Source organism: Streptomyces sp. CB02058 (assembly GCF_001905505.1).
Taxonomy (GTDB): domain Bacteria; phylum Actinomycetota; class Actinomycetes; order Streptomycetales; family Streptomycetaceae; genus Streptomyces.
The window spans coordinates 618,260-644,528 of sequence record NZ_LIPG01000001.1 but is presented as its reverse complement, the minus strand read 5'-3'; the positions used below and the strand labels follow the sequence as shown (position 1 = coordinate 644,528).

The following is a 26,269-nucleotide window of genomic DNA, read 5'->3' as shown; positions in this document are numbered from 1 at the left end:
GGAAGGCTCCTTCAAACCTGACCGAAGCGCCTCTTCCGGCGCTGGTTTCGCGGCGATCGTAACGCGCGTAGATGTCAGATAAGGACCTGTACGGAAGCCGTTATCGGATCGTCGCGAACAGAAGGTGTCCTGGTGGCCTACGGGTCGTTGCCGGATCGGGCCGCGTGGCCCTCCACCCGCCGGGCCCGCGGGGGCGGGCCACCGGGCCCCGGGGCCTTGGGCGGCCAGGAATCCGGGGTGCCGCCGGGCCCGGCGGCACCCCGGGCGGCGGCGGGCGGGCGCCCGTTTCGCCACCCGGCTCACCGCCGCGCTCACCGTTGCGGGGAAAGGGCACTGGTCAGCTGTCCAGCAGCGCGGCGGCGGTGAACAGCTCGACCCCGACGGTGATGGCTTCCTCGTCCACGTCGAAGTTCCCCCGGTGCAGGTCCAGGTCGCGGATGTCGCCGAGACCGCGTACGCCGAGCCTGGCCATGGCGCCGGGAATCTTCTCCAGGTACCAGGAGAAGTCCTCTCCGCCGAGACTCTGTTCGGTGTCCTCGATCGCATACGATCCGCGGCGGATCGTCATCGCGGCGTCGAGCAGGCCGATCGTCTCGGCCTCGTTCACCACGGGCGGGACGCCCCGTACGTAGTCGATCACGGTCTTCGCCCGGTACATTCCGGCCACCTCGTCGATCGCCGCGTGCACCAGGTCGGGCGCCTGCCGCCAGCTCTCCAGGTCGAGGCAGCGCACCGTGCCGGACAGCTCGGCGTGCTGTGGGATGACATTGGGCGCGTGGCCCGTCTCGAGCCGCCCCCAGGTCACCGCGAGGCCTGCGCGCGCGTCCACACGCCGGGCGAGCAGGGCGGGCACGTCGGTGGCCACCCGGGCCGCGGCCGTGACCAGGTCGGTGGTGAGGTGGGGGCGGGCGGTGTGACCGCCCGGACCGTCGAGGGACACCTCCAGCCGGTCGCAGGCGGAGGTGATCGGCCCGATCCGGAGCCCGATCTTCCCCACGTCCACCTTGGGGTCGCAGTGCACCCCGATGATCCGCCCGACGCCTTCCAGCACCCCGGCCGCCACCGCGTCGGAAGCGCCGCCGGGCAGCACCTCCTCGGCGGGCTGGAACAGCAGCCGCACGGGGCGGGGCAGCAGGCCCTGCCGGTCGAGCTCGCTGAGCACGAGCCCGGCGCCCAGGACGCACACGGTGTGCACGTCGTGGCCGCAGGCGTGCGCGCGGTCGGGCACCGTGGACCGGTAGGGGACGCCGACCTTGGTGTCCGGGATCGGCAGGGCGTCGATGTCCCCGCGCAGCGCCAGCATGGGCGTCACGCCGTCCCACTCCCCCACGTCACAGACGAGTCCCGTGCCGCCGGGCAGCACCTCGGGCTCCAGCCCCGCCTTCTCCAGCCGGGCCTTGATGGCCGCGGTGGTGCGAAACTCCTGGTTGCCGAGCTCCGGGTGCATGTGCAGATCACGGCGGAAGGCGATGAGCTCGGCACGCAGTCCGTCGGTGAGTGTGCCGGGCAGGACGGCCTCGGCGTGGGGCGCACGGGACTTCAACTGGTTCACCTAGTCAAGGGTAGGCCCCCACCACCCACAACTGGCCACAGATCAACAAAAGTTCAGCCGCACAGACGAACAAAAGATGGCGTTGCGGCGTGTGGCGGGCGTTCTGGGTGGGTAAACTCCCGCGCTTTTCGAGCACTTCCCCGACCGGCCCGCGAGGCCCGGCACCGATCCCCATCCGGCCGAGCCCACCCCCGATCCCCCTCCCCTCCATTACTTGTTCTACTATGATGCGAACAAGGGGGTAAAGATGAAGCAGATGACAGGACGCGGCACCATGGCCGCGCTCACAGCCCTTCCCTTCGCCGTCGCGCTCGTCGTGGAACTGGTGCTCTTCGCCGTTCTGCGTGACCGGCTGCCCGACCCGCTGGCCACACACTTCGCCGGCACCGTCCCGGACGGGTTCACCGGCCGGACCGGATTCGCAGCCCTGTCCGCCGGGCTGACGGTGGGCACGGGCGCGCTCTTCGTCCTCGCCGGCACCCGACGCGGGACGTTCGCCCGCTGGTCGGTCGTCACCGGCTACGGGACCGTCGGACTCGTGGCGTCCGCCCTGGTCTCCGTACTCCTGGTCAACGCCGATGCCACCGACGCGGCGGCAGACGCCCGGATGCCGCTGTGGCACCTGATCGCCGCCCTGCTCGTCGGCGTGGTCCTGGGCCTCGTCGGATGGCTGGCCACCCGGCGCCTGACGCTGCCGGACAGCCTCTCCGGCCAGGACGGCCGGGACGGCGCGGATACCGGCCGGCTCGACCTGGCCGACGGCGAGGTCGCCGGCTGGACCCGCACGGTCTCGTCCGGACCGCTGGCCCTGCTCGGACTCGCCCTCGCCGTCCTCGGCTGCGCGCTGGCCGTGCCGGTGGGCTGGCCGGTGGCCGTACCGCTCGCGCTCCTCGGGCTGCTGGTGCTGAGCTTCTCCCGCGCCACCATCACCGTCGGCCCCGGCGGCCTGGGAGTCTCGTCCGCCGCGCTCCCCCGGCCCCGGATGCGGGTGCCCCTGGCCGACATGTCCGAGGCGTCGAGCCGGCCGGTCAGCCCCCTCGGCGACTTCGGCGGATGGGGCTGGCGGATCCGGCCGGGCGCCACCGGGATCATCCTGCGCTCGGGGGAGGCACTGGTGGTGAAAAGGGCGAACGGCCGCGAGATCGCCGTGACCGTGGACGACTCCGCCACCGCCGCCGCCCTGCTGAATTCGCTCATCCCCCGGACCGCCCCGCCGGCCGGCTCCGCTCCGGCCGATGCGAGTACGAGGCCCTGACATGCTCTTCCGTATCGAACCCGGCTCCGCCGTCCCGCTCGGCGACCAGATCGCCGCCCGGGTGCGGCGGGCCATCGCGGACGGGGAGGTGGCCCCGGGGGACCGTCTCCCGGCGGCCCGCGCCCTGTCCGACTCGCTGGGGATCAACATCCACACGGTCCTGCGCGGCTACCAGCGCCTGCGCGACGAAGGAATGATCGAACTACGGCGCGGCCGCGGCGCGATGGTCCTGGACGCACCCGGCACCCGGGCCCGCGCCCGGCTCCTGGACCGGGTGGACACCCTCGTCGCCGACGCCCGGGGCCTGGGTCTCACGGACGAGGAGGTCCTGGACCTGGTCCGCGCGGGCATGGGCACCCCGGTGACCTGAGGCGCCCCGCTTCCCGGCACCGGACCAGGACAGGGTGCGGTCGTCGTCCCGAATGCTCCGAACCCGCAGACGGCACGCGCCGTCCTCGCTCCGGACGGGTACGCCGACGTCGAGGTGCACCTCTGGGAGTTCGGCGGGCGACGGCAGCGAAGCGGGGAAGCCCCGCACCGTCGAACCGTGCGGCAGCGGGCACGGGCCGCGTGTACGGCAGGGGTGTCCTCCCGGCCTCCCCCGCGGTGGGAGGACACCCCCGGTATTCATGGTGGTCGTACGGCCGGACGGCTGGTTCGCGTCGCGGTCCGCCGGGGCGTCAGTAGAGCTTCTTGACCGCCGTGGTCGTCGTGTTCCTGAAGGCGGGCAACGGCGCGTCGGCGAAGGTGCCCATCTGGCCCCAGCTCACGACGGTCACCGTCCGGCCGTCCCGTCCCACGGACAGCAGGTGGATGTCCGTGGCGCCGTAGGACGTCGTGGTGTGCAGGCCGTGCACCCGCGCGCCCTCCTCGACCGGCAGTGAGCCGTAGTCCCGGCCCTCGGCCTCGGTCTCCGGGTCGCTCTGTTCGATCCGGTCCGCACAGGAGCGGATCTCGTCGTTCAGCAGGGCGGCGAGCGCCTTGCCCTTGGCCTCGGAGCCCGCGACGACGGTGACCTGCGCGGCGCCGGTGTCCAGATCGGTGTGGAAGACCCGGTGCCGGTAGTCGTAGGCCGGTACGCCCTCGCCCAGACAGTAGGCGAGCTCTGCCGGGAAGCCGTCGGTGACCGGCCCCGCGATCCAGTCGGACGAGGGGTGCGGCGGCAGTTCGGACGCCTTGAGGAACGCGGGCGGGGCGGCCTTCGTCTGCGCGGCAGCCGGTCGCGCTACGGCGAACTTCCCCTGTGCCGCGCCCTCCTGGGCCTGGGCCGGTGCTGTGCAGACGGTGAGAGCGACGACGGAGAGCACGGCGGCGAGCACGGCGGTGCGGGTATGCATGGGCATGGGTGTCCCTCGTGTGGAGTGCGTGACGGGATGCGGTGACGACCCCGACGTCATCGCGTCGGCCGTCGTACGACGAAGTCGCCGCGCCGGTCGCCGTGAAGGTGCCGGTGCGTCCGGCGGGACCGGGGCGGCACCACGAGCATCGGCGGTCCCGGCGGACCGGTGCAAGGCCCCCCGCCGGATCGGCCGGGGTGGAACCATCCCAGCCCCCCTGACGTGCAGGTACATGGGTGCCTGGGACGAAGTCCCCACCCCGGGACGCCTGTTCCCAGGACCGGTTCGATCCTGACGAATGCGGAGGTGACGGTGCCGGCACAGGACTCCGTGGCACAGTTCGCGGCGCTGTTGAGGGAGCTGAAGGAGCGTACGGACCGCAGCTACGGTTCGCTCGGCCGCCGTCTCCACATGAACACGTCCACGCTGCACCGCTACTGCACCGGCGAGGCGGTCCCCCTCGATTTCGCGCCCGTGGAGCGTCTCGCGGCCCTGTGCGGGGCATCGGGTGCGGAACGCCTGGAGCTCCACCGCCGCTGGCTCCTGGCCGTGGCCGCCCGGCAGCGCCCCCGTCCGGTCGGGCCCGTCGGGGAGGAGACGGGAAGCTCGGACGACCCGGCGGACTCGCAGCCGGGCACCTGCGACAGCGATGACGCCCCCACGACCGGTGACCCCGGCGAACCGGCGGACCCGGAAGACCTGGCGAGCGGCCCGGCGCCGGCGCCCCGCGCCTCCCGCCGTAGCCCCTGGTACCGCCGCAGGCGCACTGCGGTCCTCGTATGTGCCGTGGCCGCAGCTGTGGGAGGTCTGTCCCTTCCTCTGGAGGACCGGGACACCGGCGACGGCGGTGCACGGCCCTCATCGGCCGCCCCGGCGACCACGTCCGCGTCCGCCGGACCCACGGAATCGGACACTCGCCCCACGTCGCCGTCCGGCGGTTCGAGGCACGGCACCGGGAGCTCCCCGGGACCCCGGCCCGAGCCCTCGGAGCCTGCCGGTGCCACGAGCGCCCCGGCGGGCTCCGCACCTGCGGTGCCTCCCCTCGCCTGGACGGTCGACTCCCATGCCTGGGCGTTCGGCTGCGGACACGACTACGTCGTCGCCCAGCCCCCGGAACGGGTACCGCCGCCCCCGGCCGCGCAGGACGCCGGCACCTGGGCGGCGGCCCAGCAGGCGGTGCACGGCGGTGAGACGATCGTGAAGCTGTCCGTACAGGGGACGTCCGGCACCGCCGTGGTCCTCGAAGCGCTACGGGTACGCGTGACCGGCCGCGCCGATCCGGCTCCGGGCAACGTGTACTCCATGGCGCAGGGCTGCGGCGGCTCCCTCACCCCGCGGACCTTCGCCGTGAACCTGGACAAGGACCGGCCCATCGCCCGCGCGACCGCCGGAAACGACGCCGGCACGCCGATCCCGGCGGTGAGCCTGCCCTACCGGGTGTCCGCCGAGGACCCCGAGGTACTGCTCGTCACCGCCAGGACCGGTTCATGCGACTGCAGTTGGTACCTGGAGCTGGACTGGTCGTCCCAGGGCCGCGCGGACACCGCCCGGATCGACGACCGCGGCCGTCCCTTCCGCACCAGCGCCGTCGAGGACCTGACTCCCTACGCGTACGACACCTCCGCCCGCGCCTGGGCGCCCCGCGTGGACTGAGCTCAGTCCTTCCGCGCGTCCCAGGGGGTGCCGATCCAGCCGTCGAAGGACGGGATCAAGGCCGTGAGGGCGGCTCCGAACCGCCAGTCCAGCTCCGGCGCGTACAGCCGCACCGTGTTCCCGGACGACTTGAACTCCAGCGGGACCTTGCCCCCGGAGCGCCACTTGATGCGGCGGGGGCCGCGCGGGAAGTCGCCTCCGGTCCCGCCTCCGCCGAAGACGAGGGCCACGAGCATGAGCGGCAGGAAGAGCGTGATGGGCCACCACACGCACCACCAGAAGAGCCGGCCCTTGTATCCCACCGCGTCGGTGCCACCGGCGGGGGTCACGGTCCAGCGCGTGCGCAGCCCGCGGCTGAACGCCTTGTCGCGCGTGATCACCCCGAGCTGTTCACCCTGCGCGCCGAGCACCTGGAACTGTGCCCGTCCCCCGCTCGCGGAGAGGGTCACCAGGGTGGCGGCCCGCGCCTGGCGCTGCTCGTCCGCCCAGAGGACGAAGGAGCGGGCGCCGCTCTTGCGGGCCGCGAGGTAGACGGGTATGCCGCCGGGCGGCAGTTCGCGTTCCACATGGGCGACCGGCCGGGACGTCCCCGGTCCGTCGGAGAAGGTGACCTGACAGTCGAGCTGCCCACCAGGAGCGGTCCTCAGTTTCCCCAGGGTTCGCAGGGTCAGAGTGCTGGTCACCCGATGGGCTCCTTCGTACGTCCGCACCGACGGTCAACAACCACTCTAATGCAGCCGGTTGCCGGCCCGTCCGGGGTGCGGCAGCCGCGCCGTGGCCGAGATGCGGGGGCATGGACCGGCCACCTCGGCGGCACGTTCAGGTTCCGTCGGGCTCTGCCGGCCAGGCGCGCATGGCGAGTTCCGCCAGCGCTTCCAGTTCTTCCCGGCTCGCTCCGTCCCGCGATTGCTGGGACATTCCCTGGATGACGGCTCCGGTATAGCGGGCGAGCGCCTCCGCATCGGCGTCGGGAGGCAGAGTGCCCGAGTCGATGTCCGTCTGGATCCGCCGCCGGATGTCCCGCACACTCTCGACCCGACGCTCCCGCAGCGCCGCGACGACCTGGTCCGAGGCGCAGTTCTGTGCGGCGGAGATCACCATGCAGCCGCGCGGGTGGCCAGGGTCGGTGTACTCCCTCGCCGCCTCCCGCAGCAGCCGCGCGACACCGCGACGCGCGGTCGGCTCTTCGTCCATGGCCCGGCCACCGAAGGTTCCGTAGGTGGCCTGGTATGCCTCGACAGCCTCCCCGAAGAGCGTCCGCTTGTCACCGAAAGCGGCGTAGAGGCTCGGCACCCCGATGCCCATCACACGTGACAGGTCCGCGATGGAGGTCGTCTCGTAGCCCTGCGCCCAGAAAGTCAGCGTGGCTTCGCGGAGAGCCGCCTCCCTGTCGAAGGAGCGAGGCCTGCCGCGCTGTTTCGTCGCCATCCGCCAATTCTATAGCGCTCACTAGCGAACGTGTTACGGTTTTTCTGTAGCGATCGATAGAGAAAGAGGGGGCGTAGCCATGGGCTCACTGACGGGAAAGACGGCGCTGGTCACCGGCGGCAGCAGGGGAATCGGACGGGGCATCGCCGAACGACTGGGGCGTGACGGAGCGACCGTCGGCGTGCACTACGGCAGCAACGAGGCGGCGGCCAAGGAGACCGTGGCCACCATCGAGGCGACGGGCGGCACGGCCTTCGCGATCCGTGCGGAACTGGGGACGCCCGGCGACGCGGCGGCCCTCTGGACCGCTTTCGACCAGCACGCGAACGGCCTGGACATCCTCGTCAACAACGCGGGGATCGGCACGTCACGAGCGTTCGCGGAGATCGAGGAGGCGGAGTACGACCGTCTGTTCGCCGTCAACACGAAGGCTCCGTTCTTCCTCACGCGGCTCGGGGCCGACCGGCTACGGGACGGCGGACGCGTCATCAACATCTCGACGGGCCTCACACACACGACGGTGATGCCGGATCTGATCGCCTACCTCATGTCCAAGAGCGCACTGGACGTGTTCACCACGCACCTGTCCAAGGTGCTGGGCGGCAGGGGAATCACCGTCAACGCGGTGGCGCCCGGCATTGTGGACACGGACGTCAACGCGGACTGGCTGCGTGCCGACGCCGAGGCGTGGGCGGGCGCGGCCGCCATGTCGGCCCTGGGGCGGGTCGGCACCCCGGCCGACATCGCCGACGTCGTGGCATTCCTGGCCTCGGACGACGGCCGGTGGGTCACGGGCCATTGGATCGATGTGACCGGCGGCTCGCTTCCTTAGGCCGGCTGCTCCGTCATCCTCGGCCAGGGACGCTCGGGCGTCGTCCGTGACGGTGCGCCGGGACTCGGCCGGTCGTGTGCGGGCGCCCGTCCCCTCAGCCCTCCGTGGCCGGCGTGACCCGCCACGGGCGCAGGCCGCCGCACGTCCCGGGCTGTCGCCGTGGCTCCGCCCGGGGGCCTCCGGGCAAGGCGGCGGATTCCTGGACATGGAGCCTCCCCGGGGCTCCGGCGCGTGGAGTCGGCGCGCGGCGCTCCGCGGCCCCTCAGGACACGAGGGTCTGTTCCTCCAGCTCCTCCAGCTTCACGGTGAACAGTCCTCCCCTGTCCGCCTTGACGTCCGTCACCCTGAGCTGGGTGCCCGGCGAGAGGATGTACTCCTCCTCACCGGTGAAGGCGGAGAAGCTGCGGATGCCCACGGCCCGGACCGGGGTCACCTCGAAGAGCGTCCGCCGTCCACGGCCGCCGAGGAACGCCCGCGCCACACCGCGCTCGGACGTGCACGAGGACACGCCCCACCAGGTCACCGTCCGGCCGAGCGGGTACTGCGCGCGCAGGTCGAGTGCGACACCGCGCCACAACGGCCGTGTCCGGGCCGGGAGTCGTGAGACCGCGGAGAACAGGAGCCGCAGATACGGCAGGTAGGGGACGACCCGGTCCCGGTCCGGGGAGCGCAGGGCGGCGTTGATCTCCCGGTAGAACGCGGACTCGCAGGTGTAGAGGTGGAGGGCGGCGATGGCGTCGGCGGAGAGCTCGCCGGCCGTCTCGTCCGCACGGGTCTTTCCGAACTCGTGCGAGCGCACGACGTGCCGGTCGATGCCGGCCAGGAGGGAGGCCACCGGGCCGACGGCCTCCCTGAAGTCCATCAGCGGGGTGTCGAACACGCCCGTGATCGCGGGCAGGACGAGACCCTCGTCCTTGACGCTCGCGAGCCGGTCCAGATAGAGCTGGTGCAGCTCCATGGTCGACGCGATGAAGGCGCCCATGCGCTCCGCGAGAGCCCCGCTGTCGCCGTCGGCCCCCTCCTCGGCCGTGTTCCACCCCCGGCTCGGCAGCCAGTCGATCTCCTCGGCGCCCATCGAGGCGAGTGCGGCGTTGACCGTCCCGAAGTGGTCGCCCTCGCAGAAGACGTCGCCCTGCGCCGCGGGGTTGGGGTGGTCGATGTGCCGGACCTCGACGTCCGGGTACTTCTTCTGGATGCGCAGGACGACGTTCTTCAGGCTGCGCGCGTGCGCCCCCCACCAGGCGAAGACGACACCGCGGTCCTCGTCGTCGTCGGCGTCCTGCTTGGCCCTGAGGATCTCCTCGACGATCCGCTCGACCGCCGGCCGCCAGAACCGGGTGTGCTGGTCGGTCGCCATCGCGCCGTCCCCGCTGGCGGTGAGCGCCGCGTTCAGCAGCAGCACGCCCTGGGTGAGCATCGCCTGGAACCACTCCGGCGGCTGGACCGTGTCGTGCTCCTTCAGGAGCGCCCGCACCTCGCCGACCGGGGTCTTCCTGGGTATGCCGTACTTCCACATCGCCGCGGCCTTGATGATGCAGCGGATGCTGACCACCCGGCCGAACTGGCTGTCCTTCCAGTCGTGGAAGGTGTTGTCGAACATGGCGATGCCGGTGGCGCTCTCCGGCCGCGGGTAGGGGTTCTGGCCGAAGACGACGACCTTCCACTTGTGCGGCGGATTGGGCTTGAGCGCCTGGAAGGTCAGCTCGCGCACGGGGACGACTCCCGTCCCCCGGCCCGGACCGATGAACTCGCCTGCGTCCACCCGCGATTCGATGACCGGCTTCAGCAGCGGAAGCCACGGCTCGCCGCCGCCCCGGAAGAGTTCGGCCAGGGCCAGGGGGTCGTTCGGGTCGGGCTGAACAGGGGTGGTGGCATCGCTCATGGTGGAGGCGCTCCGCGTTCTCGATCCGTACTGGGGCAGCGTCGTCGGCGGGCCCGGGGGCGTGGGCCCGGTCCGCTTTCCCTCCGTTGTATCCCGGGCCACTGACAGTGGCCGTGAGCCGGCCGCCGCCCTCAAAGGCGTTGTCAGTGGCGCTCGGTAGCGTTCACAGGAGTGGAGCAACCACCTCTCGATCGGAGTGAACGATGACCTCGAACCCTGTGCGGTCGCAGCCTGTCCGGGTGGTCCTGACCGACGTCAGCACCGCCGTCGTGGAGGCCTGGCGCGCCGCGTTCTCGGACACGCCGGAGATCGAGATCCGGAAGGGGTCCCTCCTCGATGTGACGGCGGACGCCTGGGTCAGCCCCACCAACTCCCGCGGTCGCATGGACGGTGGGACGGACGCGGCCGTGAAGCGGCATCTCGGCGCCGGCATCCAGCTCCGGGTGCAGCGGGCGATCCGCGACCGGTTCGGGGGGACCCTTCCGGTGGGGAGCGCCGTCTGTGTGCCCTCCGGAGCGGTCGTTCCGAAGTTCCTCATACCGACGCCGACCATGGAGGCGTCCTCGCAGAACATCAGCGAGACCCTGAATGTGGCCCTGGCCTGCGCCGCCGCGTTCCAGGCGGTCCACCAGCAGAACAGCCGGGCGCCGGGCAGTATCGGGTCGGTCGCGCTCGTCGGCATGGGGGCCCGGACCGGCCGGGTGCCCGCGCGGGTCTGCGCCAACCTGATGTGGACGGGCTACACCCTGTTCAACGAGCACGCCTTCGCGGACTTCGACGACCTGCGGAGCACCGTCCTCGCCCAGCTCGACGACCTCGAGGCCGCTCCCGTCACGGAGCGGGTCCGCATCGACCCCGCCCGGCGGGGCGCGCCCCGTCGCTGACAGGGGCACCGGTGGGGCGGGGATGCCGTAACGAGCCGTTCAGGTCCTCCACTTAGGCTGCTGTCATTGGCCAATGCATCAAGTGGGGGGTACACGGCTGATGAGCCATGCCACAGAGGTCTTCCAGCCACTCCAGTCCGACGATCCGCCCTCGGTGGGGGGCTACCGGTTCGCCGCGCGACTGGGTGCCGGCGGTATGGGCCGGGTGTATCTGTCGCACACCCGGGGCGGCCGGCCCGTGGCGATCAAGGTGGTGCGGCCGGAGCTGGCCGACGATCCGGATTTCCGAAGACGGTTCGCCCGGGAGATCAAGGCGGCGCGGCAGGTCAAGGGGGCGTACACCGCCGAGCTGATCGACGCCGACGCCGACGGCGTGCCTCCGTGGCTGGCCACGCTGTACGTGCCGGGCCCGTCGCTGACGCAGGCGGTGACCCGGCGCGGGCCGCTGCCGGTGCCGGCGTTGCTGTGGCTGATGGCGGGGGTGGCCGAGGCCCTGCAGGTGATCCACGCCGAGGGCATCGTGCACCGGGACCTGAAGCCGTCGAACGTGCTGCTGGCCCCCGACGGCCCACGGGTGATCGACTTCGGTATCGCACTGGCCGCGGGCGGGACGTCGTACACCGCGCCGGGGAGCACGATCGGCACGCCGTCCTTCATGGCTCCGGAGCAGGTGTCCGGGGGTGAGATCACACCGGCCGCAGACGTCTTCGCGCTCGGTCAGACGGCGGCGTTCGCGGCGCTGGGCCGGACGCTCTACGGCGACGGTCCGGCCGTCAACGTCCAGTACCGGATCCTGCACTCCGAACCCGATCTGTCGCTGCTGCCCGATGCGCTGCGACCGCTGTTCGCCCGGTGCCTGGCCGCCGAACCGGCGGAGCGCGCGACGCCCGCGGAGATCGTGGAGTGGTGCCGGAAGCGCCTGGGGGCGGAGGCCGGCACGAGCGGGGGACCCGCCGTGTGGCGGGAGGTCGCCGGACCGGAGACGGTGGCTCCGGCACCGGTGGCGGTGCACGATCCGACCCCCGCCCTCCCGCTACAGCCCACGCTCACGCCCACGGCCGCGACCGCACCGGCGCCCCTGCTCGCCCCTCCTTACCCGCAGCCGCAGTTCGGATGGCCGAAGAAGCAGCTGACGGCGGAGGAGCGCAGGACCCGCAGGCGGCGTACGGCGCTGGTCACCGCCGCCGGGGTGACGGGAGGCATTCTGCTGGTGGTGGCACTGGCGTGGACCCTGACGGATGCGATCGGCCGGTTCGGCGACGACGACACGTCCGGCTCCAGCTCATCCGCGACCGGCCCGGCCGGGCGGTCGACCGCGTCCCCGACGGGATCTTCCCCGGGCCCCTCATCGGACACGTCGGACGCGTCGGAGAAGCCGGACTCCTCCGGTCCTTCGGCGGTCGGGGCCGGTGACGACGCCTCCGGGGGCGACACGTCGGGTGACGACACGTCCGCGACGGACCCGAACGGAAACCCGTGGCCCGAGGTGTTCGCCCCGGTGACGGTGGACGCGAAGAACCGTCTGAGCCTGGAGAACCCGCCGTCGATGAAGGGCAACAAGGGTGACATCCACCTGAGTTGTGAGACGGCCAGCTGTGAACTGAAGGGCGAGCACACCGTCTTCATGCAGATCATGGGCGGCCACGGCACGGGCCTCGACATGTGCCGTCTCATGCTCAACAGCGCCGACAAGCACAGCTGGACGCTGGCGGCGGCCGCGGTCGGCTCCGAGTTCTGCATGAAGGACGACAAGGGCAACATCGGGCTGTTCGTGGTCCAGACGAAGTCGACCTCCCTGCCGGAACAGGCCTTTCTCCAGGGCGACCTGACCGTCTGGCCGAACGCGGACCGGTAGGAGCGGCCCGGCCGCGATGGGCGACCCTCAGCCCTCCGTGGCCGCCGTGACCCGCCACGGTGCCAGCCGCTGCACGTCGCGGGCCGTCTCCGTGACCCCGCTCAGGAAGCCCTGCGCGCGCGGGGACGCCGTGTCGCGCAGCCACTCGGGCGCTATGTCGCACACCGCGACCTTCACTCCCGTGCCCGCCAGGGCCAGGGGAAGGGTGTGGACCACGGTGGACGGGAAGCTCAGGACCGTGTGGCCGATGGGGCCTCTGCGGGCGATGAGTTCCAGGGGGAGGTCCGGGCGGACGATCTCCAGGCCGGTGGCGGACTCCAGGGCGTGGAGCTTCTCCGCCGACTCGCGGCGGTGCGCGAAGTAGCGGGTCGCGCCGTGGGTGCGGGCCAGGGCCGTGACGGCTTCCTCGTACGGGGCCGGGTCGACCACGCCCGTCTCCACCAGGGAGGTGCCGACCAGGTCGGCCCCCTTGGTGATGAGGGGCGGGCCGAAGCGTTCCCGGGTCCAGGCGAAGGTGTTCGCGGTGACGTCGATGCCGGGGGGAGCCTCCACCGGCATGGCGGTGAACACCTCGACCGTGCGGGTCGCCGAGGGGGTGAAGCTGCGGCGGGCCGCGGAGGTGACCGGGGCGAGCAGCAGCTCGCGCGGTCCCCCGCTCCCCCGGCGGTGCCAGCGCACGAGGCGTTCGCCCCGGGCCAGCTGGGCGACGAACTCCATGGTGGCCGTGCCGTCGTCGACCACCGTGATCCGGCGGGTGCGGACCAGGCTGAGGAGCAGTTGCACGTAACGGGAGAAGGGATCCCCGATGACGATGCGGTCGGCCTTGCGGATCAGGCCGGTCAGAGCCCGCAGGGCCTTCAGGGGCGCGCCGGTCTCCCCGCGCGCCTCCTGCCAGCGGACATGTATGCCCTCGTCGCGGGCCAGCTCCGCCATCCTGCGCAGCTGGCCGCGCGACATCGGGTCGACCGGGGGGAGGACGACGACCGTGGTGTCGGGTCCTCCCCGGGTGTGGGTCCACTCCAGGACGTTCAGGAGCTGGACCGGGCTCTCGACGAAGGCGAGGTTCACCGGTCGGCCCGTCAGACCGCGACCGGCTCGGCGGCCGGCGCGTTCTCGCCCTCGGCGGCGACGACGCCCGCGACCCGGCGGAGCTTCTTCATCGGGCCGAGCTCGGACTCGTAGACCTTCTTGACGCCGTCACCGAGGGACGCCTCGATGGTGCGGATGTCGCGGACGAGGCGCGTGAGGCCCTGCGGCTCGACGGAGGCGGCCTGGTCGGAGCCCCACATGGCGCGGTCCAGGGTGATGTGGCGCTCGACGAACGTGGCGCCGAGCGCGACGGCGGCGAGGGTCGTCTGCAGACCGGTCTCGTGGCCGCTGTAGCCGATCGGGACGTTCGGGTACTCCTGCTGGAGGGTGTTGATGACCCGCAGGTTGAGCTCCTCGGCCTTCGCCGGGTACGTCGACGTGGCGTGGCAGAGCAGGATGTTGTCGCTGCCGAGGACCTCGACCGCGTGCCGGATCTGCTTCGGCGTCGACATGCCGGTGGAGAGGATGACGGTGCGGCCGGTGGCGCGGAGCGCGCGCAGGAGCTCGTCGTCGGTGAGGGAGGCGGAGGCGACCTTGTGCGCGGGGACGTCGAACTTCTCCAGGAAGGCGACGGCCTCGGTGTCCCACGGGGAGGCGAACCAGTCGATGCCGCGCTTGGCGCAGTGCTCGGCGATGGCGGTGTACTCCGCCTCGCCGAACTCGACGCGGTGGCGGTAGTCGATGTACGTCATCCGGCCCCAGGGGGTGTCGCGCTCGATGTCCCACTGGTCGCGCGGGGTGCAGATCTCCGGGGTGCGCTTCTGGAACTTGACGGCGTCGCAGCCGGCTTCGGCGGCCACGTCGATCAGCGCGAGGGCGTTCTCGAGGTCACCGTTGTGGTTGATGCCGATCTCGCCGGTGACGTAGACGGGGTGACCGGGTCCGGCGGTGCGGGTGCCGAAGGTGCGCAGGCGGGAGGTGCTGCTCATGGTGGTGCTTCCTTACATGGTGGGGGTGTTGGGGACAGTGGTGAGAGTGGGACCCAGGAGCCAGGCCGCGATCTCGCGGATGGCGCCGGAGCCGCCGGGGTTGGTGGTCACGGCGCGCGCGGCGGCACGCACCGAGTCGTGGGCACTCGCCACGGCGACGGGCCAGCCCGCCAGGCCGAAGCAGGCCAGGTCGTTGACGTCGTTGCCGACGTAGAGCACGCGGTCGGGAGCGATGGACTGCTCCTCGCACCACTGCTTGAGCGCCAGGTCCTTGCGGTCGATGCCGTGGAGGACCGGGACCTGGAGTTTGCGGGCGCGGGCGGCGACGACCGGGTTCTGTTCCGTGGAGAGGATCAGCAGCGGCAGTCCGGCCCGGCGCAGTGCGGCGATGCCGAGCCCGTCGCCCCGGTGCACGGCGACGGTCTCGCGTCCGTCGGAGTCGATGAGGACGCGGTCGTCGGTCTGTGTGCCGTCGAAGTCGAGGACGACGGCGTCGATGTCCGCCCGGGTGGGCAGCGGGGACGGGTCCAGGAGCGGCGCGAGGACGCGGGCGCGGGCCAGGTCGTGCGGGTCGTCGATCTCCAGCACCCGCGCGGGGTCGGTCCGCACCAGCGCGGTGTGGCCGAAGAAGCGGTGGCGGTGGGTGCGGAAACCCTCGACGTCCATGGCGTAGGCGGCGCCCGTCTCCAGGAGGTCCTGGGGCCGGTCCTGGCGGCGGGGGCGTACGGACTTGTCGTGGTTGACGCCGTAGGTGTCGTCCTCGACGGCGCTGCCGTCGCGCCACACGAAGCCGTGGAAGGGGGCCACGGTGACGGCCGTGTCGGCGCCTTCGCGGGCGACCGCGGCGGCGACGCCGTCGATGTCCTCGCGGGTGATGAAGGGGCTCGTGCACTGGACCAGGAGCACCACGTCGGCCGTGCGGCCGTGCCCCATCGCCTCGTACGCGTCCAGGGCGTGCAGGACGGCGTCCTCGCTGGTCGCGGTGTCGCCCGCGATGGCGGCGGGGCGCTGCACGCAGTGCAGCCGGCCGGCCTCGCCCAGCGCCTCGCCGGTCGCGCGGGCGGCGTCGGCGATGGCCGCGTCGTCGGTGGTGACGACGACGTCGGTGACCTCGGGCGAGGCGAGGCAGGCACGGACCGCGCGGGCGACGAGCGGAACTCCGCCGACCTGGGCGAGGTTCTTGGCGGGCACGCCCTTGGATCCGCCGCGGGCGGGGATCACGGCGAGCACGGTGGGGGGCGGGGTCATGGATGCTCCTGAATCGGTGGTCACAGCTCGCCCATCCGCCGGATCACGGGGGCGACCCGCTGCACGCCGTGGCGGTAGGCGCCGCGCGCCGCGTTGCGTACGGTTTCGCGCACCGCGCCCCGGACCCGGCCGGTCTCCTTGGGGGCGACGGCGCCCGGAAGGGGCACGCCGTCGGGGCCCAGGTGGTGGCGGGCGAGGATGCCGGGGAGGTACCCGGGCGCGGTGGCGGGCGTGTAGTAGGGGGCGAGGCGGGGAAGCGGCCCTGCGGCGAGCAGCGCTCCGACCCGGGCGCGGGCGGTGTCGTAGGCCGTCGCGTAGCTGCCGTCGGCGGCGACGCCCTGGCCGGCGAGCCACTCCTCGTCGGGCTCGGGGCGCAGGCCGCCGTCGAGGTGGTCCCAGGAGGTGATCAGCCCGGAGCCGATGAAGTGGTGGTTGCCGAGGGTCTCGCGGACGCCGAGGTCGGAGAGGACCGCTGTCGGGATGCGGCGGTGCAGCGACTCCAGGGCGGCGGTCGAGGACACGGTGACCAGCAGGTCGGTGCGGTCCAGGACCTCGCCCATGTGGCCGTACACCAGGCGGAAGTTGGGCGGCAGTCCGCCGGGGAGCCGCTCGGCGAGACGCTGGTAGGGGAGCTCCTCGATGTGCGTGGTGTGCTCACCCGGCTTGGAGCGCAGCTTCAGCAGCACCTCGCGGCCGGGGTGCAGCCGGGCGTGCTCGACGAGGCGGCGCAGCAGGTACATCCGGTCGGCGCGGGACGCGGGGACCGAGGGCTGGGCGGCGAACACCACGGTGTCGCGGCCCTCCACCGCCCGGTGGGGCTCCCCGCCGAGGAAGGGCAGGGCGGCCTCGGTGACGGACGAGGCGTCGGCGCCGACCCCTTCGTACACCGCGCGGAAACGGGCCGCGTCGTGACGGGAGTTGGCGAGGACGACGTCCGCGCCGTGGCGCAGCAGGAGTCCGTCGGCGAGCTTCTCGTAGACCACCCCGACATAGCCGGTGACGACGACGGGCCTGCGGGGCAGCTCCAGTGCGGCCAGTCCGTGCAGCACGGCCTGGACGGCGCCGCCGACGAGGGCGAGCACCACGACGTCGTACGCCTCGTCCCGCACCGTGTGCAGGAACTCGACGGCCGTCACCTCGCGCACCCGGTCCGTGTCGACCCCGACCTCGCCCACCTCGGCGAGCTGCCTGGGTGTCGGGGTGGCCCGGCCGCGCAGCAGCAGCCCGGTGATCTCCACGGGGCGGTCCACTCCGGTCTCCCGGGCCCCGGCGAGGCGGCGCGCGGTGAGCGCGCCCCATTTCCACCGGGTGTCGGAGTCGGCGAGCACGGCCATACGCAGGGCCGCGCTTCCGGCTGCTGGGGTGACGGCCAAAGCGGCCGCGTCTTCGGTACGAGGGGGCACGTCGTAAAAGCTAGGAAGCCATTCCGATCCGCGGCCCAACGCGGTGGCAACAGATGGTTAACAGCCGGTCGACGCTTGGGGATTTGCTTCCGCAGCCATGTGAATCGACCTCGCATACGGGCCGGTTCACTTTTCCGCCGCGCTTCGTTCACTTTGCGTATGCGCGGGCGACAAAGCAAATGCCGGGGCCGCCCCTAACGTGACGCGGGTGGTCAAGCTCTCCGTCATCGTGCCGTTCTTCAACGTTCAGGCCTACGCGTCCGACACCCTCAGAAGTCTGCGGGCCAATGCCCGCGAGGACTTCGAGTTCATCCTCGTCGACGACTGTTCGACCGACGGCACGGCGGATCTTCTGTGCCGGGCCGCCGAGGACATCGAGGGCGTGGTGGTCCTCTCGCACGAACGCAACGCCGGTCTGGCCACCGCCCGCAACACCGGTCTGGACGCGGCCCGCGGCGAGTTCATCGCCTTCCTGGACGGCGACGACTGGGTCGCCCCCGGCCACTACGCCCGCCTTCTCGCCCGGACCGAGGCCCTGGGCTGCTCGTTCGTGCGCACGGACCATGTCCAGGTCACCGGCACGTCCCGTACGCTGCGCCGCGTCCCGCACGGTCCGCGCGGGGTGGTGGGCGACCCCAGGGACGCGATCCTGCCCGCGGACCGGACCACCTCGGTGGACTACGCGTACGCCTGGGCCGGGCTCTACCACCGTGACCTGCTGGACCAGGGGCTGCTGCGTTTCACGGACGGGCTGCGCACCGCCGAGGACCGGCCGTGGATCTGGCGGCTGCACCGGAAGGCCCCGTCCTTCGCGGTCCTGGGAACTCTGAGCCATTTCTACCGGCGGGGTGTCGCGTCCTCCCTCACCCGGATCGGCGACGAACGCCGACTGGATTTCATTCGTGCTTACGGCCAGGTGCTGTCCGACACCGCTTCGGACCCCGCGGCCGACGAACTCCTGCCGAAAGCGGTGCGCACCTACTGCGCCGTCATCGCCCATCACGTCGGAGCCGTCGGTGAATTCGAACCACCGGTGGCCCGCACCCTGAAATCACTCTGCGCGGCGGCGCTGAAAAACATGCCCCAGCCGATTCTGGACCATGTCCTGGACTCCATGGACACGGAACGGGCGACCGTGCTCCGAAGGCTGCGCCGCCGTCCCGCAGGCATCAAGGAGACGAGCGCCGCGTGACCGTCCAGATCTTCGCCGCCTCGGGGCCGCACGGAACGGCCACGCTTGCCGCGGCCGTCGACTCGGGCTTCTTCGACCCGGACGGCCCCGGCTCCGGCGGCCCCCCGCGCCGCGTCCTGCTGCTCTGCGACACCTCGGCCGTCCCGGAAGCGGCACCACCCGCCGACGCGCTGCCCGGGTACGTCCGGCTGCGTGCCCGGTTCGGCGAGGTGCTCTCGTGGAACGACGCCGTCCGCCCCCTGCACCCCGGCGCGTGGACGCCCCGCCCCGACGACGTACCCCTGTGGGAGCGCCATCTGCGCCGCCTCTGGGACCTCGGGGACGAGCCGGTCGAGCTGGTGCTGGAGTCCCCGCACGCCTCCCCCGCCCTGGCGCTCGCCCAGATCTTCACCGACGGTCCGGTCACCGTGTACGCGGACGGGCCGGCCGGATACGGCCCCACCGGCGGGAAGGTCGGCCCGCCGGTCGGCACCCGCGTCCGGCAGCTGCTCCACCCGGATCTCCTGCCGGGCCTGAAGCCGCTGCTGCTGGCCGAGTTCGGCGTGCCCGTGCGCGCGGTGCCGGCCGGGGCCCTGCGGAAGGTCTACGGCGAGATGGCCGACGCCGCACCGGTGCCGGACGCCCTCCGGGGCGCGGCGGTCCTGCTGCTCCCCGAGCCGGGGGTGCTGTCCGCCGCCGAGGAGTCGGCGATCGGGCCGCGGATGGTCCGGGACACGGTGGCGCTGGGGCACACGCGGCTCGTCGTCCACCCGCACCCCGGCGCGCCCGCACCCGGGCTCGGCGCGCTGCGGGCGGAGGCCTCCCGGCTCGGTGCCGAACTGGCCGTGCCCGCCACGGACCTGCCCGGCGTCCCGCTCCCCGCCGAGGTCCTGTTCGAGCGGCTGCGCCCCGCGCTGGTCGTCGGCTGCTCCTCGTCCGCGCTGCTCACGGCGTCGGTGACGTACGGCCTTCCCGTGGCGGTCACCGGCACCGGCACGCTCCTGGAGCGCCTCGCACCGTACGAGAACCCCGCCAGGATTCCGGCGACGATCACCGACGCGCTGCTGCCCGCTCTGGACGACCCCGAGGCCGTGAAGGGGCAGTCGCCGCCGACGGAGGCCACGGTGGCCGAGGCACTGGGCGGTCTGCTGGACGCCGTCGCCTTCGCCATGCGGCCGCGGGTGCGTCCCGACCTCCGCCCGGCCGCCGAGCTCTATCTCTCCACCCGGCTGAACGCCCGGACCTGGCGCTACTTCAAGCGCCGCCGCCTGGCCTCGCTCGCCCTTCCCGGTGTCGTCCCCAATCGTCTGGCCTCCGTCCGCCGCAACGCGACGCTGCGCCGGATGGCCCGGCGCGCCCGCGCGCTGGCCCGTCGCTGACCGGGTGCCGCCAAGGGCCTCTCGTTTGGATCATGCCGGGCTCGCGTGCCCTGGCACCGCACCTCGCGGCGTTGTCATCGGTCGCCATGGCTCCGCCGCCTTGCGATGCACGGCACCAGACCCCGCTCCCTGACCCAGCCTGATCCAAACGAAAGCCCCTAGCCCAGCAGGCGGGTCAGGCCGAGGCGGGTCCACAGGAGCGCGGCGCCGAAGGAGAGGGCCGTGGTGGCGGCGGTGACGGCGAGAGCCAGCCCCGCCGCCACCGGCAGGGAGAGATCGCTGCCGACGAGCAGGTCGGTGAGGACGCCCAGGACCAGGACGTGGATCATGTACGCGCCGAACGAGGCGCCCGCCAGCCTGGTCAGGGCCGGGCGCAGCCGCTCGGGGACCGGCACGCGGTGCAGGGAGAGCAGCACACCGGCGCTGAACAGGGCGACCAGGACGCTCGCGTACGGGATCGCGTAGTGCACCCCGTGCTGGTACGCGACGATCGCGGCCAGCGCCCCGCCCGCAGGGAGCAGCCACCACAGGCCGCGCCTGCCGAACGTACCGGCGGGCAGTGAGAGGAGCAGGGCGCCCAGCACGGCGTAGATCAGCTGGTACGGGCCGAAGCCCCAGCCGAAGCGCGGCAGTTCCAGGCCCGTGATCCGGGACAGGTCACCGGCCAGCGTCGGGGCGGCGCCCAGCACGAGGAGGCCGGCGCCCAGGCCCCAGGGGCGCTTGCCGGACTTCACCAGGGCGGCGAAGGCCAGGAGCATGATCACGGGGATGTAGGCGTACAGGTACCAGAGGTGGTACGCCGGGCGGACCGAGGCGAAGAGCGAGTCGAGCGCCAGCTCGCCGACCGGGGCGTCGTTGGTGCCGCGCAGCCTGCCCCAGGCCAGGTAGAGCGCGGTCCAGACGCCGAGCGGCACCACGATCCGGACGATGCGCTGCCACAGCTGCCGCCCGTCGCGGACCGGGGCGCCGACCAGGACCACCCATCCGGCGATCGCGAAGAACAGGGGCACGGCGAAACGGCCCGCCGAGTCCGCGGCCAGCCCGGCCCAGTAGGTGCCGGGCCCGTTCGAGGCCTCGCGGCCCGCCGTGTTCACGAACGCCGAGCCGGTGTGGCAGAGGATCACGCCGACGGAGCAGAGCAGCCGCACCAGGTCGATGTCGTACCGGTGTTCACGGCGCGGCCGGGACCCGGCGGCGGGCTGCGGGGACTCGGCGGGCGCGCCGGACGGGGAGGAACCGGCGGGCGAGGAGACGGAGGAAGACATGGTCATCGAAGGCTATGAACGCGCGTGGCCGGGGTGAACTCCGGTCAGGTGAACAGTCACTTCGTCCGGGTGTCGGGCAGGTGAAGGTCCCGTGCGCCCTCGGCGGTGCGGGGCCCGGGGACGTGCGGGACGGGGGCCCCGGAGAAGGGGTCGGGCAGCCCGAACAGCTTCTGGAGTTCGCCGAGGTTGGCGCGGGTGACCGACCAGAGGCGTTCCTGCCGGCCGTGCACGTCGGCCACGGCCGCCGTGTGGTGGTCCAGCACGTCGGCCGCCCGCTCGGCGAGGCGGGCGCCGAGCGCCCTGTCGTGGACGGACACGCCCCACTCGGGACGTTCGATGTCGGAGAGGAAGTAGGCGAGTTTGGGGTGCGAGACCAGGCTGATGATCGGCGTACCGCAGCCGAAGGGGATCATCCCCGCGTGCCCGCGCATGCCGATGACCAGGCGCGTGTGCCGGTAGAGCTCGCGGATCCGGTCGTTGGAGAACAGGTACAGCGGCTCCACCGGCAGAGCGACGCCGTGCTCCCTGCGCAGGTCGTGGACGAACTTCTCGTCGGCCGGCATGTGGGCGGCGTAGCGGACCTCCGCGCGCTTCCCGATGGCGCGGACGGCGGCGGCCGTCTCGGCGAGGAAGTGGCCGTAGTCGTGGCCGAAGCGCAGACCGGCCCGGTCGTAGGCGCAGTTGACCAGCACGGTGTCGTCCCGGTGATCCGCGTCGGCCGTGCCGGGTTCGAGGTGGCGGGCGACGGTGGTGGGGCAGGGCTGGTAGCGCACCCGGTCGCGGAGTTCCTCCGGCAGGAGTTCGCGGACCCGGTCCACGGAGCCCTGGTTGCGCAGCCCGAAGAACGCCGACCGCCCCACGAGGGGGCGCAGGCTCTCCGCGAAGCGCTCGCGGCGGTAGCGCTGGCCGTCGAACACGTTGTAGCCGACCGCGAAGACGGCGAGCGGCGCGGTGATCCGGGCCAGGACCGCGTCGGGGATGTTCCACTGCCAGCCGCTGTTGCCGTTGGGCGCGGTGTCGGGGAGGAAGAGCCCGCCGCCGCCGACGACGATGCCGCGCCTGGCGTTGAGCTCCTCCAGGCCGGGCTCGTCGACCAGGCGGTGCACGGACCGCTCGTGCCAGCGGGCGGGTCCGGTGTCCGGGCCGAAGCACATGCGTACGGCTTCGGGCAGCACCTTGTCGCCCGCGTTCTCCTGGCCGTCGGCGAACAGGGCCACATGCGCGAGCTGGTCACCGGGCGGGGCGGCGTCCGGGCGCGCGGGAGCGGCTCCGGGGTTCGTACGGGCGTACCAGGCATGGCAGTTGGCGTCGGTGGGGTCGGCGTCGATGCCCTCCCTGGCGTAGTCCCGGGCGTCCTCGGTCCGGCCCAGCAGCCAGGCGAGCCGGGCGAGCTGTCCGTACGCGCGCGCGGCGAAGTCCGGTGACACGGTGGCCAGGAGCAGGTGCGCCTCGGCCTCCTCGTAGCGGGACAGGGCCATCAGGCTTATGCCCAGGGTCTCGTGGCAGCGCGGGAGGTCCGGCCGGTCCGCCACGGCGGGGGTGAGCAGGGCGACGGCCTCGTCGTAGCGGCCCTGCTGCCGGTGCACCTCGGCGACCTGTCGCACCAGGTCGACCGGCGCACGCCCCCCTTCGGGGAACGGCAGGGCGCAGTGCAGGAGCAGTTCGGGGTGCTTGGAGCCGGGGAGGGCGCAGTAGGCGGCGCGGAACGCCGCGTCGTCCATCTCGTACCGCTCACGCGCCGCGCGCGCCGGGGCGGAGAAGGCGGACGCACCGTCGTCCTCTCCGGACCGGCCCGTCCCGAACCTCAGGACCACGGTGCTGTCGGGTACGGGGGTGTCGTCGTGCGGCGGCCCCGCCGGGACGTCGTAGCGGGAGGCGAGCGGCACGAGGAGCCCCTCGTCCGCCAGTGCCCGGTCGGCCGCCTCCTCGCCCAGGGCCAGGGCGTCGAGCACGGTGTCGGTGACGTCCTGGAGCTGGATCACCGCCGGCCCGCCGCCGCGCAGGGGCCCTTCGCCGCCGGGCCCGGGGACCGCCGCGACGCCGGTGCGCAGGGCCAGCAGCGGGGCGAGGGAGCCCAGGACGACCGTGTCGGTGCCGAGGGCGACGACGGTGTCGTAGCCGGTCGTCCGGAACACGTCGAGGCGGCTCTCCGCGAGGCGCGGGACGAGCCGGGGGTGCAGCCGGCGTGCCGCGTCGAACGCGGAGTCGGGCAGCCCGGGGTGCAGGACGAGGAAGTCCTCGCAGACGGCCGGACCGGTCAGGGCGAGGCTGCGCAGCAGCACCAGCAGGCCGGGCATCCGGTCCTCGTCGGTGTACGCGGCGAAGGCGATCCTGCGCTTGCCGGTGACGGCGCGCCTGTCGTCGGCCTCGGGTCCGGCGGCCGGTCCGCCGTCGGCGGGGCCGGTGCGTCTGTCCGCGGGAGTGGTGTTCATCGGAGCGCGGTCCTCATCTCGGTCTCGTCCTCGTGTGTCGCATGGGCCGTGACCCACTCGCGCTCGGGCGGCAGCAGCTGCCCCGGCAGCCCGAAGCCGATGAGGTCCAGCCGGCCCGCGTCCAGGAAGTCCAGCAGCCGGAGCACCGTGAAGGCGGTGCTGGTCCGCGTGGACCAGCCGTCCTCGCCGAGCAGCGCCGGGTCGTCCAGGGGGTGCCGCAGCGAGGCGTCCCCGACACGGTCCTGGGCGCCTGCGGCGAGACGGGCGCGCAGGGCCCTGCGCCAGTGCGCGAGGGGGTCGCCGAAGACCAGCCGGGTCCCGGCCCTGCGGTCCCAGGCCGGACCGGTCCACGGGGTGTCGCCGCGCAGCGTGAGCGCGTGCAGGTCGGTGCGCGGGGCGCCCTCGGGGAGGGCGTCGCAGCGCACGACCAGGTCGTATCCCTCGATCAGCCTGCCGAGCGCGCTGCCCGGGACCCGCTCCTCCTCGGCGATCCGGGGCGCCCCCGCGACCAGGCACACCGAGCGTCCCGCGACGAGGCGGCGCAGCGCGGGCACCCCGACGGGCTCGGCTCCGCCGAGCAGGGGGTCGGCCATCCTGTCCCGGTCCAGCAGCCGCCGGTAGGCGGCGTAGAGCGCGGCGAGACGGCGCACGGCCGGGTCCGCCATGCCGCCGCCCTCGGCGGTCCGCCGCCGTACGGCGTCGGCGAAGGCGGTACGCGCCTCACCGGCGGCGCTCTCGCGCAGAAGGCCGCCGCTCTCCCCCGGGAGCAGCAGGGCGGCTTCGTCCAGGCAGGCGCGCAGTTCCTTCAGGGTGGCGATCCGCCGCACGATGTCCTGCGCGGACGAGGGGTTCTGCTGGAGCGTCAGATGGCGCTCGTACGCCACGACGGCCTCGTCGCTCCGGCCGAGCGCGTCCAGGGCGCTCCCCCGCAGCCGCCAGGCACCCTTGGACCTGGGCCGCAGCGCGGTCGCCTCGACGGCGATGCCCAGGGCGAGGCGGGCCTCGGCGTCACCGCCCGCCTCCAGGGCGAGCCGGCCGGTCCGCAGCAGCGCGTCGAACATGCCGTCCGCGTCGCCGCCGCAGGCCGTCGTGAGACCGCCGACGGCGGCGACCAGCCGGGTCTGCCGGGCATCGCTCATGGGGCCGCCCGCGGCGAGGCCCGCAAGGTAGTCGCCGCACAGCCGCAGGGCGGCGGGCGCCGTCGCCGTGGCGTCCTGTCCGGTTCTGGCCCGTACTGCCTTGAGCAGCCCCGTGAAGGTCTGGCCCATGCTCGTTCCGCCGTTCTGTCAGTGGCCGGCCGGGGCACGCTCCCCGGTTCCGGGGTCAGAGGCCCAGGCTGGTGCGGGTGCGGCGTACGGTGCGGCGCAGCCGGATCGCCGCTCCTCGCGGGCCGCCGCCGGGAAGCGTGAGCTTCTGGAGGCGGCGCCGCTTGAAGTAGTGCTGCGTGGTGGCGTCGAGGTGGTCCCGCAGCCAGGACTCGGCCTCGGCGCGCAGCGTGGGGTGGAGGCCGGACTGCATGCAGTAGCCGACGGTCCTGACCAGCGGTGCCAGGGTCTTCGGTGCGGTCGACGGCAGTCCGGGCACGGGCTCACCGCCCTGCGCGTCCAGGTCGGGCACGAGGTGGTCGACGATCGTCAGCGGGACGCGGTTGCTGTTCTCGTACGGGGTGATGCGGTCCAGCACGAGGCGGGTCCCTACGCGGGCGACGGGGATGCCGTAGTAGGCCGCGGCGGTGAACATCGCGGTCGAGAAGCAGCCGACGACGAGGGTGGGCGCGCACCGTTCGTAGAGGGTCTCGGCGAGCAGCGGGCCGTCCAGCGTGGTCAGCCGCACCCCCAGCTCGGCGGCGGTGTCGTCCAGCGCCCGTGAGTAGCGGGCCGGCGCGGTGGGGTGCGGCTTGAACAGGACGGAGGTGTGGCCGGCCCGCGCCGCGCCGCGCAGCATGCGGATGTGCAGGTCCTCCTCCTCCTCGGCGGTGAGGATGTTCAGGGCCGCGAGGTACTGCCCGAGGAGCATGGCCGTGGGCGCCGCCTCCTCGGCCGCCGCGAGCTGCCGGTCGCCGTCCGCCGATCCGGCGATCTCGCCGAGCACCTTGCGGAAGGCGTCGTTCGGGACGAGTTCGGGCTCGACCCCCGACTCGGCCAGCAGGAGGGGCCGCAGTCCCGGTACGAGGTCCAGGTGCAGCACCCGCTGGATGCGGCAGGCGATGGACCTCGGCACCTTGTTGCGCGTCGGGCCGTAGCTCATCAGGCCGTCGGCGTAGACGTGCACGGCGCTCTCGGCGAAGATCGCGGCGAGTGCCCGGGCGGGGTTGACCTGGATGGATTCGACGGCGAGGTCGACGGGCCCGGTGGGGTCGATGCCCCAGGCGAGCCGGAAGGCACGCTGCCAGAGTTCGGTCTCCTCGGGGCGCGGACCCCAGCCGCTGGGATGGTGCGGGCTGATGGCCTCGTTCCAGTCGACGACGGAGTCGAAGCGGGCCGCGATGTCGCCGTACCCCCGCATCTCCTCCAGCCGGAGGGCGGTCTCGGGGATCGCGGCGTTGTTGGAGACGAGCAGGACGCGGTGGCTGTCCTGCCCGGGTCCGAACTGTCCGGCGTCGAGCGCCGCGGCGAGCGTGGCCGCCCCGTAGAGGGTCGAGACCTGGAAGATCTGGGTGCGTCGCGTGGGCATGG

21 protein-coding genes and 1 pseudogene are annotated in these 26,269 nt (G+C 72.9%); 9 read left to right on the top strand and 13 right to left on the bottom strand.

The genetic code is table 11. The features are described 5' to 3' along the window. Positions 1–337: 337 nt before the first annotated feature. Positions 338–1,552 carry an amidohydrolase gene (locus tag AMK10_RS03120; protein ID WP_107428362.1) on the bottom strand — a complete coding sequence of 405 codons (1,215 nt, stop codon included), beginning with the start codon at positions 1,550–1,552 and terminating at the stop codon, positions 338–340. A gap of 247 nt (positions 1,553–1,799) precedes the next feature. Here AMK10_RS03120 and AMK10_RS03115 point away from each other — a divergent pair, with 247 nt between their 5' ends. The 3 genes and pseudogenes from AMK10_RS03115 to AMK10_RS38665 all read left to right on the top strand — a co-directional run. Continuing rightward, a complete protein-coding gene (locus tag AMK10_RS03115; protein WP_143194937.1) occupies positions 1,800–2,807 on the top strand; it encodes a DUF1648 domain-containing protein in 1,008 nt (335 codons plus the stop codon). 1 nt (position 2,808) lies between these two features. After that, positions 2,809–3,177 (top strand): GntR family transcriptional regulator, encoded by a 369-nt coding sequence (locus tag AMK10_RS03110; RefSeq protein WP_073744489.1) that lies wholly within the window; start codon positions 2,809–2,811, stop codon positions 3,175–3,177. A gap of 54 nt (positions 3,178–3,231) precedes the next feature. After that, a pseudogene (locus AMK10_RS38665) lies at positions 3,232–3,321 on the top strand (YciI family protein); the annotation flags it as partial. Positions 3,322–3,487: 166 nt separating this feature from the next. On the opposite strand, the gene AMK10_RS03100 reads toward AMK10_RS38665, so the two are convergent. Next, a complete protein-coding gene (locus AMK10_RS03100; protein WP_073744487.1) occupies positions 3,488–4,150 on the bottom strand; it encodes a hypothetical protein in 663 nt (220 codons plus the stop codon). A gap of 306 nt (positions 4,151–4,456) precedes the next feature. Between AMK10_RS03100 and AMK10_RS03095 the strand changes: the two genes are divergently transcribed. Then, positions 4,457–5,797 carry a transcriptional regulator gene (locus AMK10_RS03095; protein WP_107428384.1) on the top strand — a complete coding sequence of 447 codons (1,341 nt, stop codon included), beginning with the start codon at positions 4,457–4,459 and terminating at the stop codon, positions 5,795–5,797. A 2-nt stretch (positions 5,798–5,799) separates the two neighbouring features. Here the strand turns inward: AMK10_RS03095 and AMK10_RS03090 are convergent, their stop codons facing one another. Together AMK10_RS03090 and AMK10_RS03085 are read right to left on the bottom strand one after the other, a co-directional pair. Next, a complete protein-coding gene (locus AMK10_RS03090; protein WP_241839464.1) occupies positions 5,800–6,480 on the bottom strand; it encodes a hypothetical protein in 681 nt (226 codons plus the stop codon). Positions 6,481–6,616: 136 nt separating this feature from the next. Next, the gene (locus tag AMK10_RS03085; RefSeq protein ID WP_073744485.1) at positions 6,617–7,225 is read right to left on the bottom strand and encodes a TetR/AcrR family transcriptional regulator; all 609 of its coding nucleotides are present in this window, start codon (positions 7,223–7,225) and stop codon (positions 6,617–6,619) included. A gap of 79 nt (positions 7,226–7,304) precedes the next feature. On the opposite strand from AMK10_RS03085, the gene AMK10_RS03080 reads away from it, so the two are divergent. Then, entirely contained in the window at positions 7,305–8,057 is a 753-nt protein-coding gene (locus AMK10_RS03080) for an SDR family oxidoreductase (RefSeq protein ID WP_073744484.1), read from the top strand. Positions 8,058–8,319: 262 nt separating this feature from the next. Here AMK10_RS03080 and AMK10_RS03075 read toward each other — a convergent pair whose 3' ends face one another. Beyond that, a complete protein-coding gene (locus tag AMK10_RS03075) occupies positions 8,320–9,939 on the bottom strand; it encodes an ADP-ribosyltransferase domain-containing protein (protein ID WP_073744483.1) in 1,620 nt (539 codons plus the stop codon). Positions 9,940–10,142: 203 nt separating this feature from the next. Here AMK10_RS03075 and AMK10_RS03070 point away from each other — a divergent pair, with 203 nt between their 5' ends. Together AMK10_RS03070 and AMK10_RS03065 are read left to right on the top strand one after the other, a co-directional pair. Further along, positions 10,143–10,823: a macro domain-containing protein gene (locus tag AMK10_RS03070; RefSeq protein ID WP_073744482.1), complete on the top strand. Its 681-nt coding sequence runs from the start codon at positions 10,143–10,145 to the stop codon at positions 10,821–10,823. Positions 10,824–10,923: 100 nt separating this feature from the next. Next, on the top strand, positions 10,924–12,678 hold the full coding sequence (locus tag AMK10_RS03065; RefSeq protein ID WP_073744481.1) for a serine/threonine protein kinase: 1,755 nt from the start codon (positions 10,924–10,926) through the stop codon (positions 12,676–12,678). A 27-nt stretch (positions 12,679–12,705) separates the two neighbouring features. On the opposite strand, the gene AMK10_RS03060 is transcribed toward AMK10_RS03065, so the two are convergent. Genes AMK10_RS03060 through AMK10_RS03045 form a run of 4 tightly spaced genes read right to left on the bottom strand, consistent with a single transcriptional unit; the run spans position 12,706 to position 17,347 of the window. Beyond that, the gene (locus tag AMK10_RS03060; RefSeq protein WP_073744480.1) at positions 12,706–13,746 is read right to left on the bottom strand and encodes a hypothetical protein; all 1,041 of its coding nucleotides are present in this window, start codon (positions 13,744–13,746) and stop codon (positions 12,706–12,708) included. Between the two features lie 11 nt (positions 13,747–13,757). Further along, positions 13,758–14,696 (bottom strand): N-acetylneuraminate synthase family protein, encoded by a 939-nt coding sequence (locus tag AMK10_RS03055; RefSeq protein WP_073744479.1) that lies wholly within the window; start codon positions 14,694–14,696, stop codon positions 13,758–13,760. 12 nt (positions 14,697–14,708) lie between these two features. Next, the gene (locus AMK10_RS03050) at positions 14,709–15,944 is read right to left on the bottom strand and encodes an acylneuraminate cytidylyltransferase (protein ID WP_073744478.1); all 1,236 of its coding nucleotides are present in this window, start codon (positions 15,942–15,944) and stop codon (positions 14,709–14,711) included. Between the two features lie 20 nt (positions 15,945–15,964). Next, a complete protein-coding gene (locus AMK10_RS03045; RefSeq protein WP_073744477.1) occupies positions 15,965–17,347 on the bottom strand; it encodes a DUF6716 putative glycosyltransferase in 1,383 nt (460 codons plus the stop codon). A gap of 208 nt (positions 17,348–17,555) precedes the next feature. Between AMK10_RS03045 and AMK10_RS03040 the strand changes: the two genes are divergently transcribed. After that, a complete protein-coding gene (locus tag AMK10_RS03040; RefSeq protein WP_073744476.1) occupies positions 17,556–18,539 on the top strand; it encodes a glycosyltransferase family 2 protein in 984 nt (327 codons plus the stop codon). Further along, complete coding sequence (locus AMK10_RS03035; RefSeq protein ID WP_073744475.1) at positions 18,536–19,897, top strand: hypothetical protein; 1,362 nt, start codon at positions 18,536–18,538, stop codon at positions 19,895–19,897. Before AMK10_RS03040 ends, AMK10_RS03035 begins: the two co-directional genes overlap by 4 nt. Positions 19,898–20,055: 158 nt before the next feature. Here AMK10_RS03035 and AMK10_RS03030 read toward each other — a convergent pair whose 3' ends face one another. Genes AMK10_RS03030 through AMK10_RS03015 form a run of 4 tightly spaced genes read right to left on the bottom strand, consistent with a single transcriptional unit; the run spans position 20,056 to position 26,267 of the window. After that, positions 20,056–21,162 (bottom strand): acyltransferase, encoded by a 1,107-nt coding sequence (locus AMK10_RS03030; RefSeq protein WP_073745991.1) that lies wholly within the window; start codon positions 21,160–21,162, stop codon positions 20,056–20,058. A gap of 56 nt (positions 21,163–21,218) precedes the next feature. Continuing rightward, positions 21,219–23,594: a polysaccharide pyruvyl transferase family protein gene (locus tag AMK10_RS03025; RefSeq protein WP_198959608.1), complete on the bottom strand. Its 2,376-nt coding sequence runs from the start codon at positions 23,592–23,594 to the stop codon at positions 21,219–21,221. Continuing rightward, positions 23,591–24,862: a tetratricopeptide repeat protein gene (locus AMK10_RS03020; RefSeq protein WP_073744474.1), complete on the bottom strand. Its 1,272-nt coding sequence runs from the start codon at positions 24,860–24,862 to the stop codon at positions 23,591–23,593. Before AMK10_RS03020 ends, AMK10_RS03025 begins: the two co-directional genes overlap by 4 nt. Before the next feature lie 55 nt (positions 24,863–24,917). Beyond that, complete coding sequence (locus tag AMK10_RS03015; protein ID WP_073744473.1) at positions 24,918–26,267, bottom strand: polysialyltransferase family glycosyltransferase; 1,350 nt, start codon at positions 26,265–26,267, stop codon at positions 24,918–24,920. Positions 26,268–26,269 lie beyond the last annotated feature (2 nt).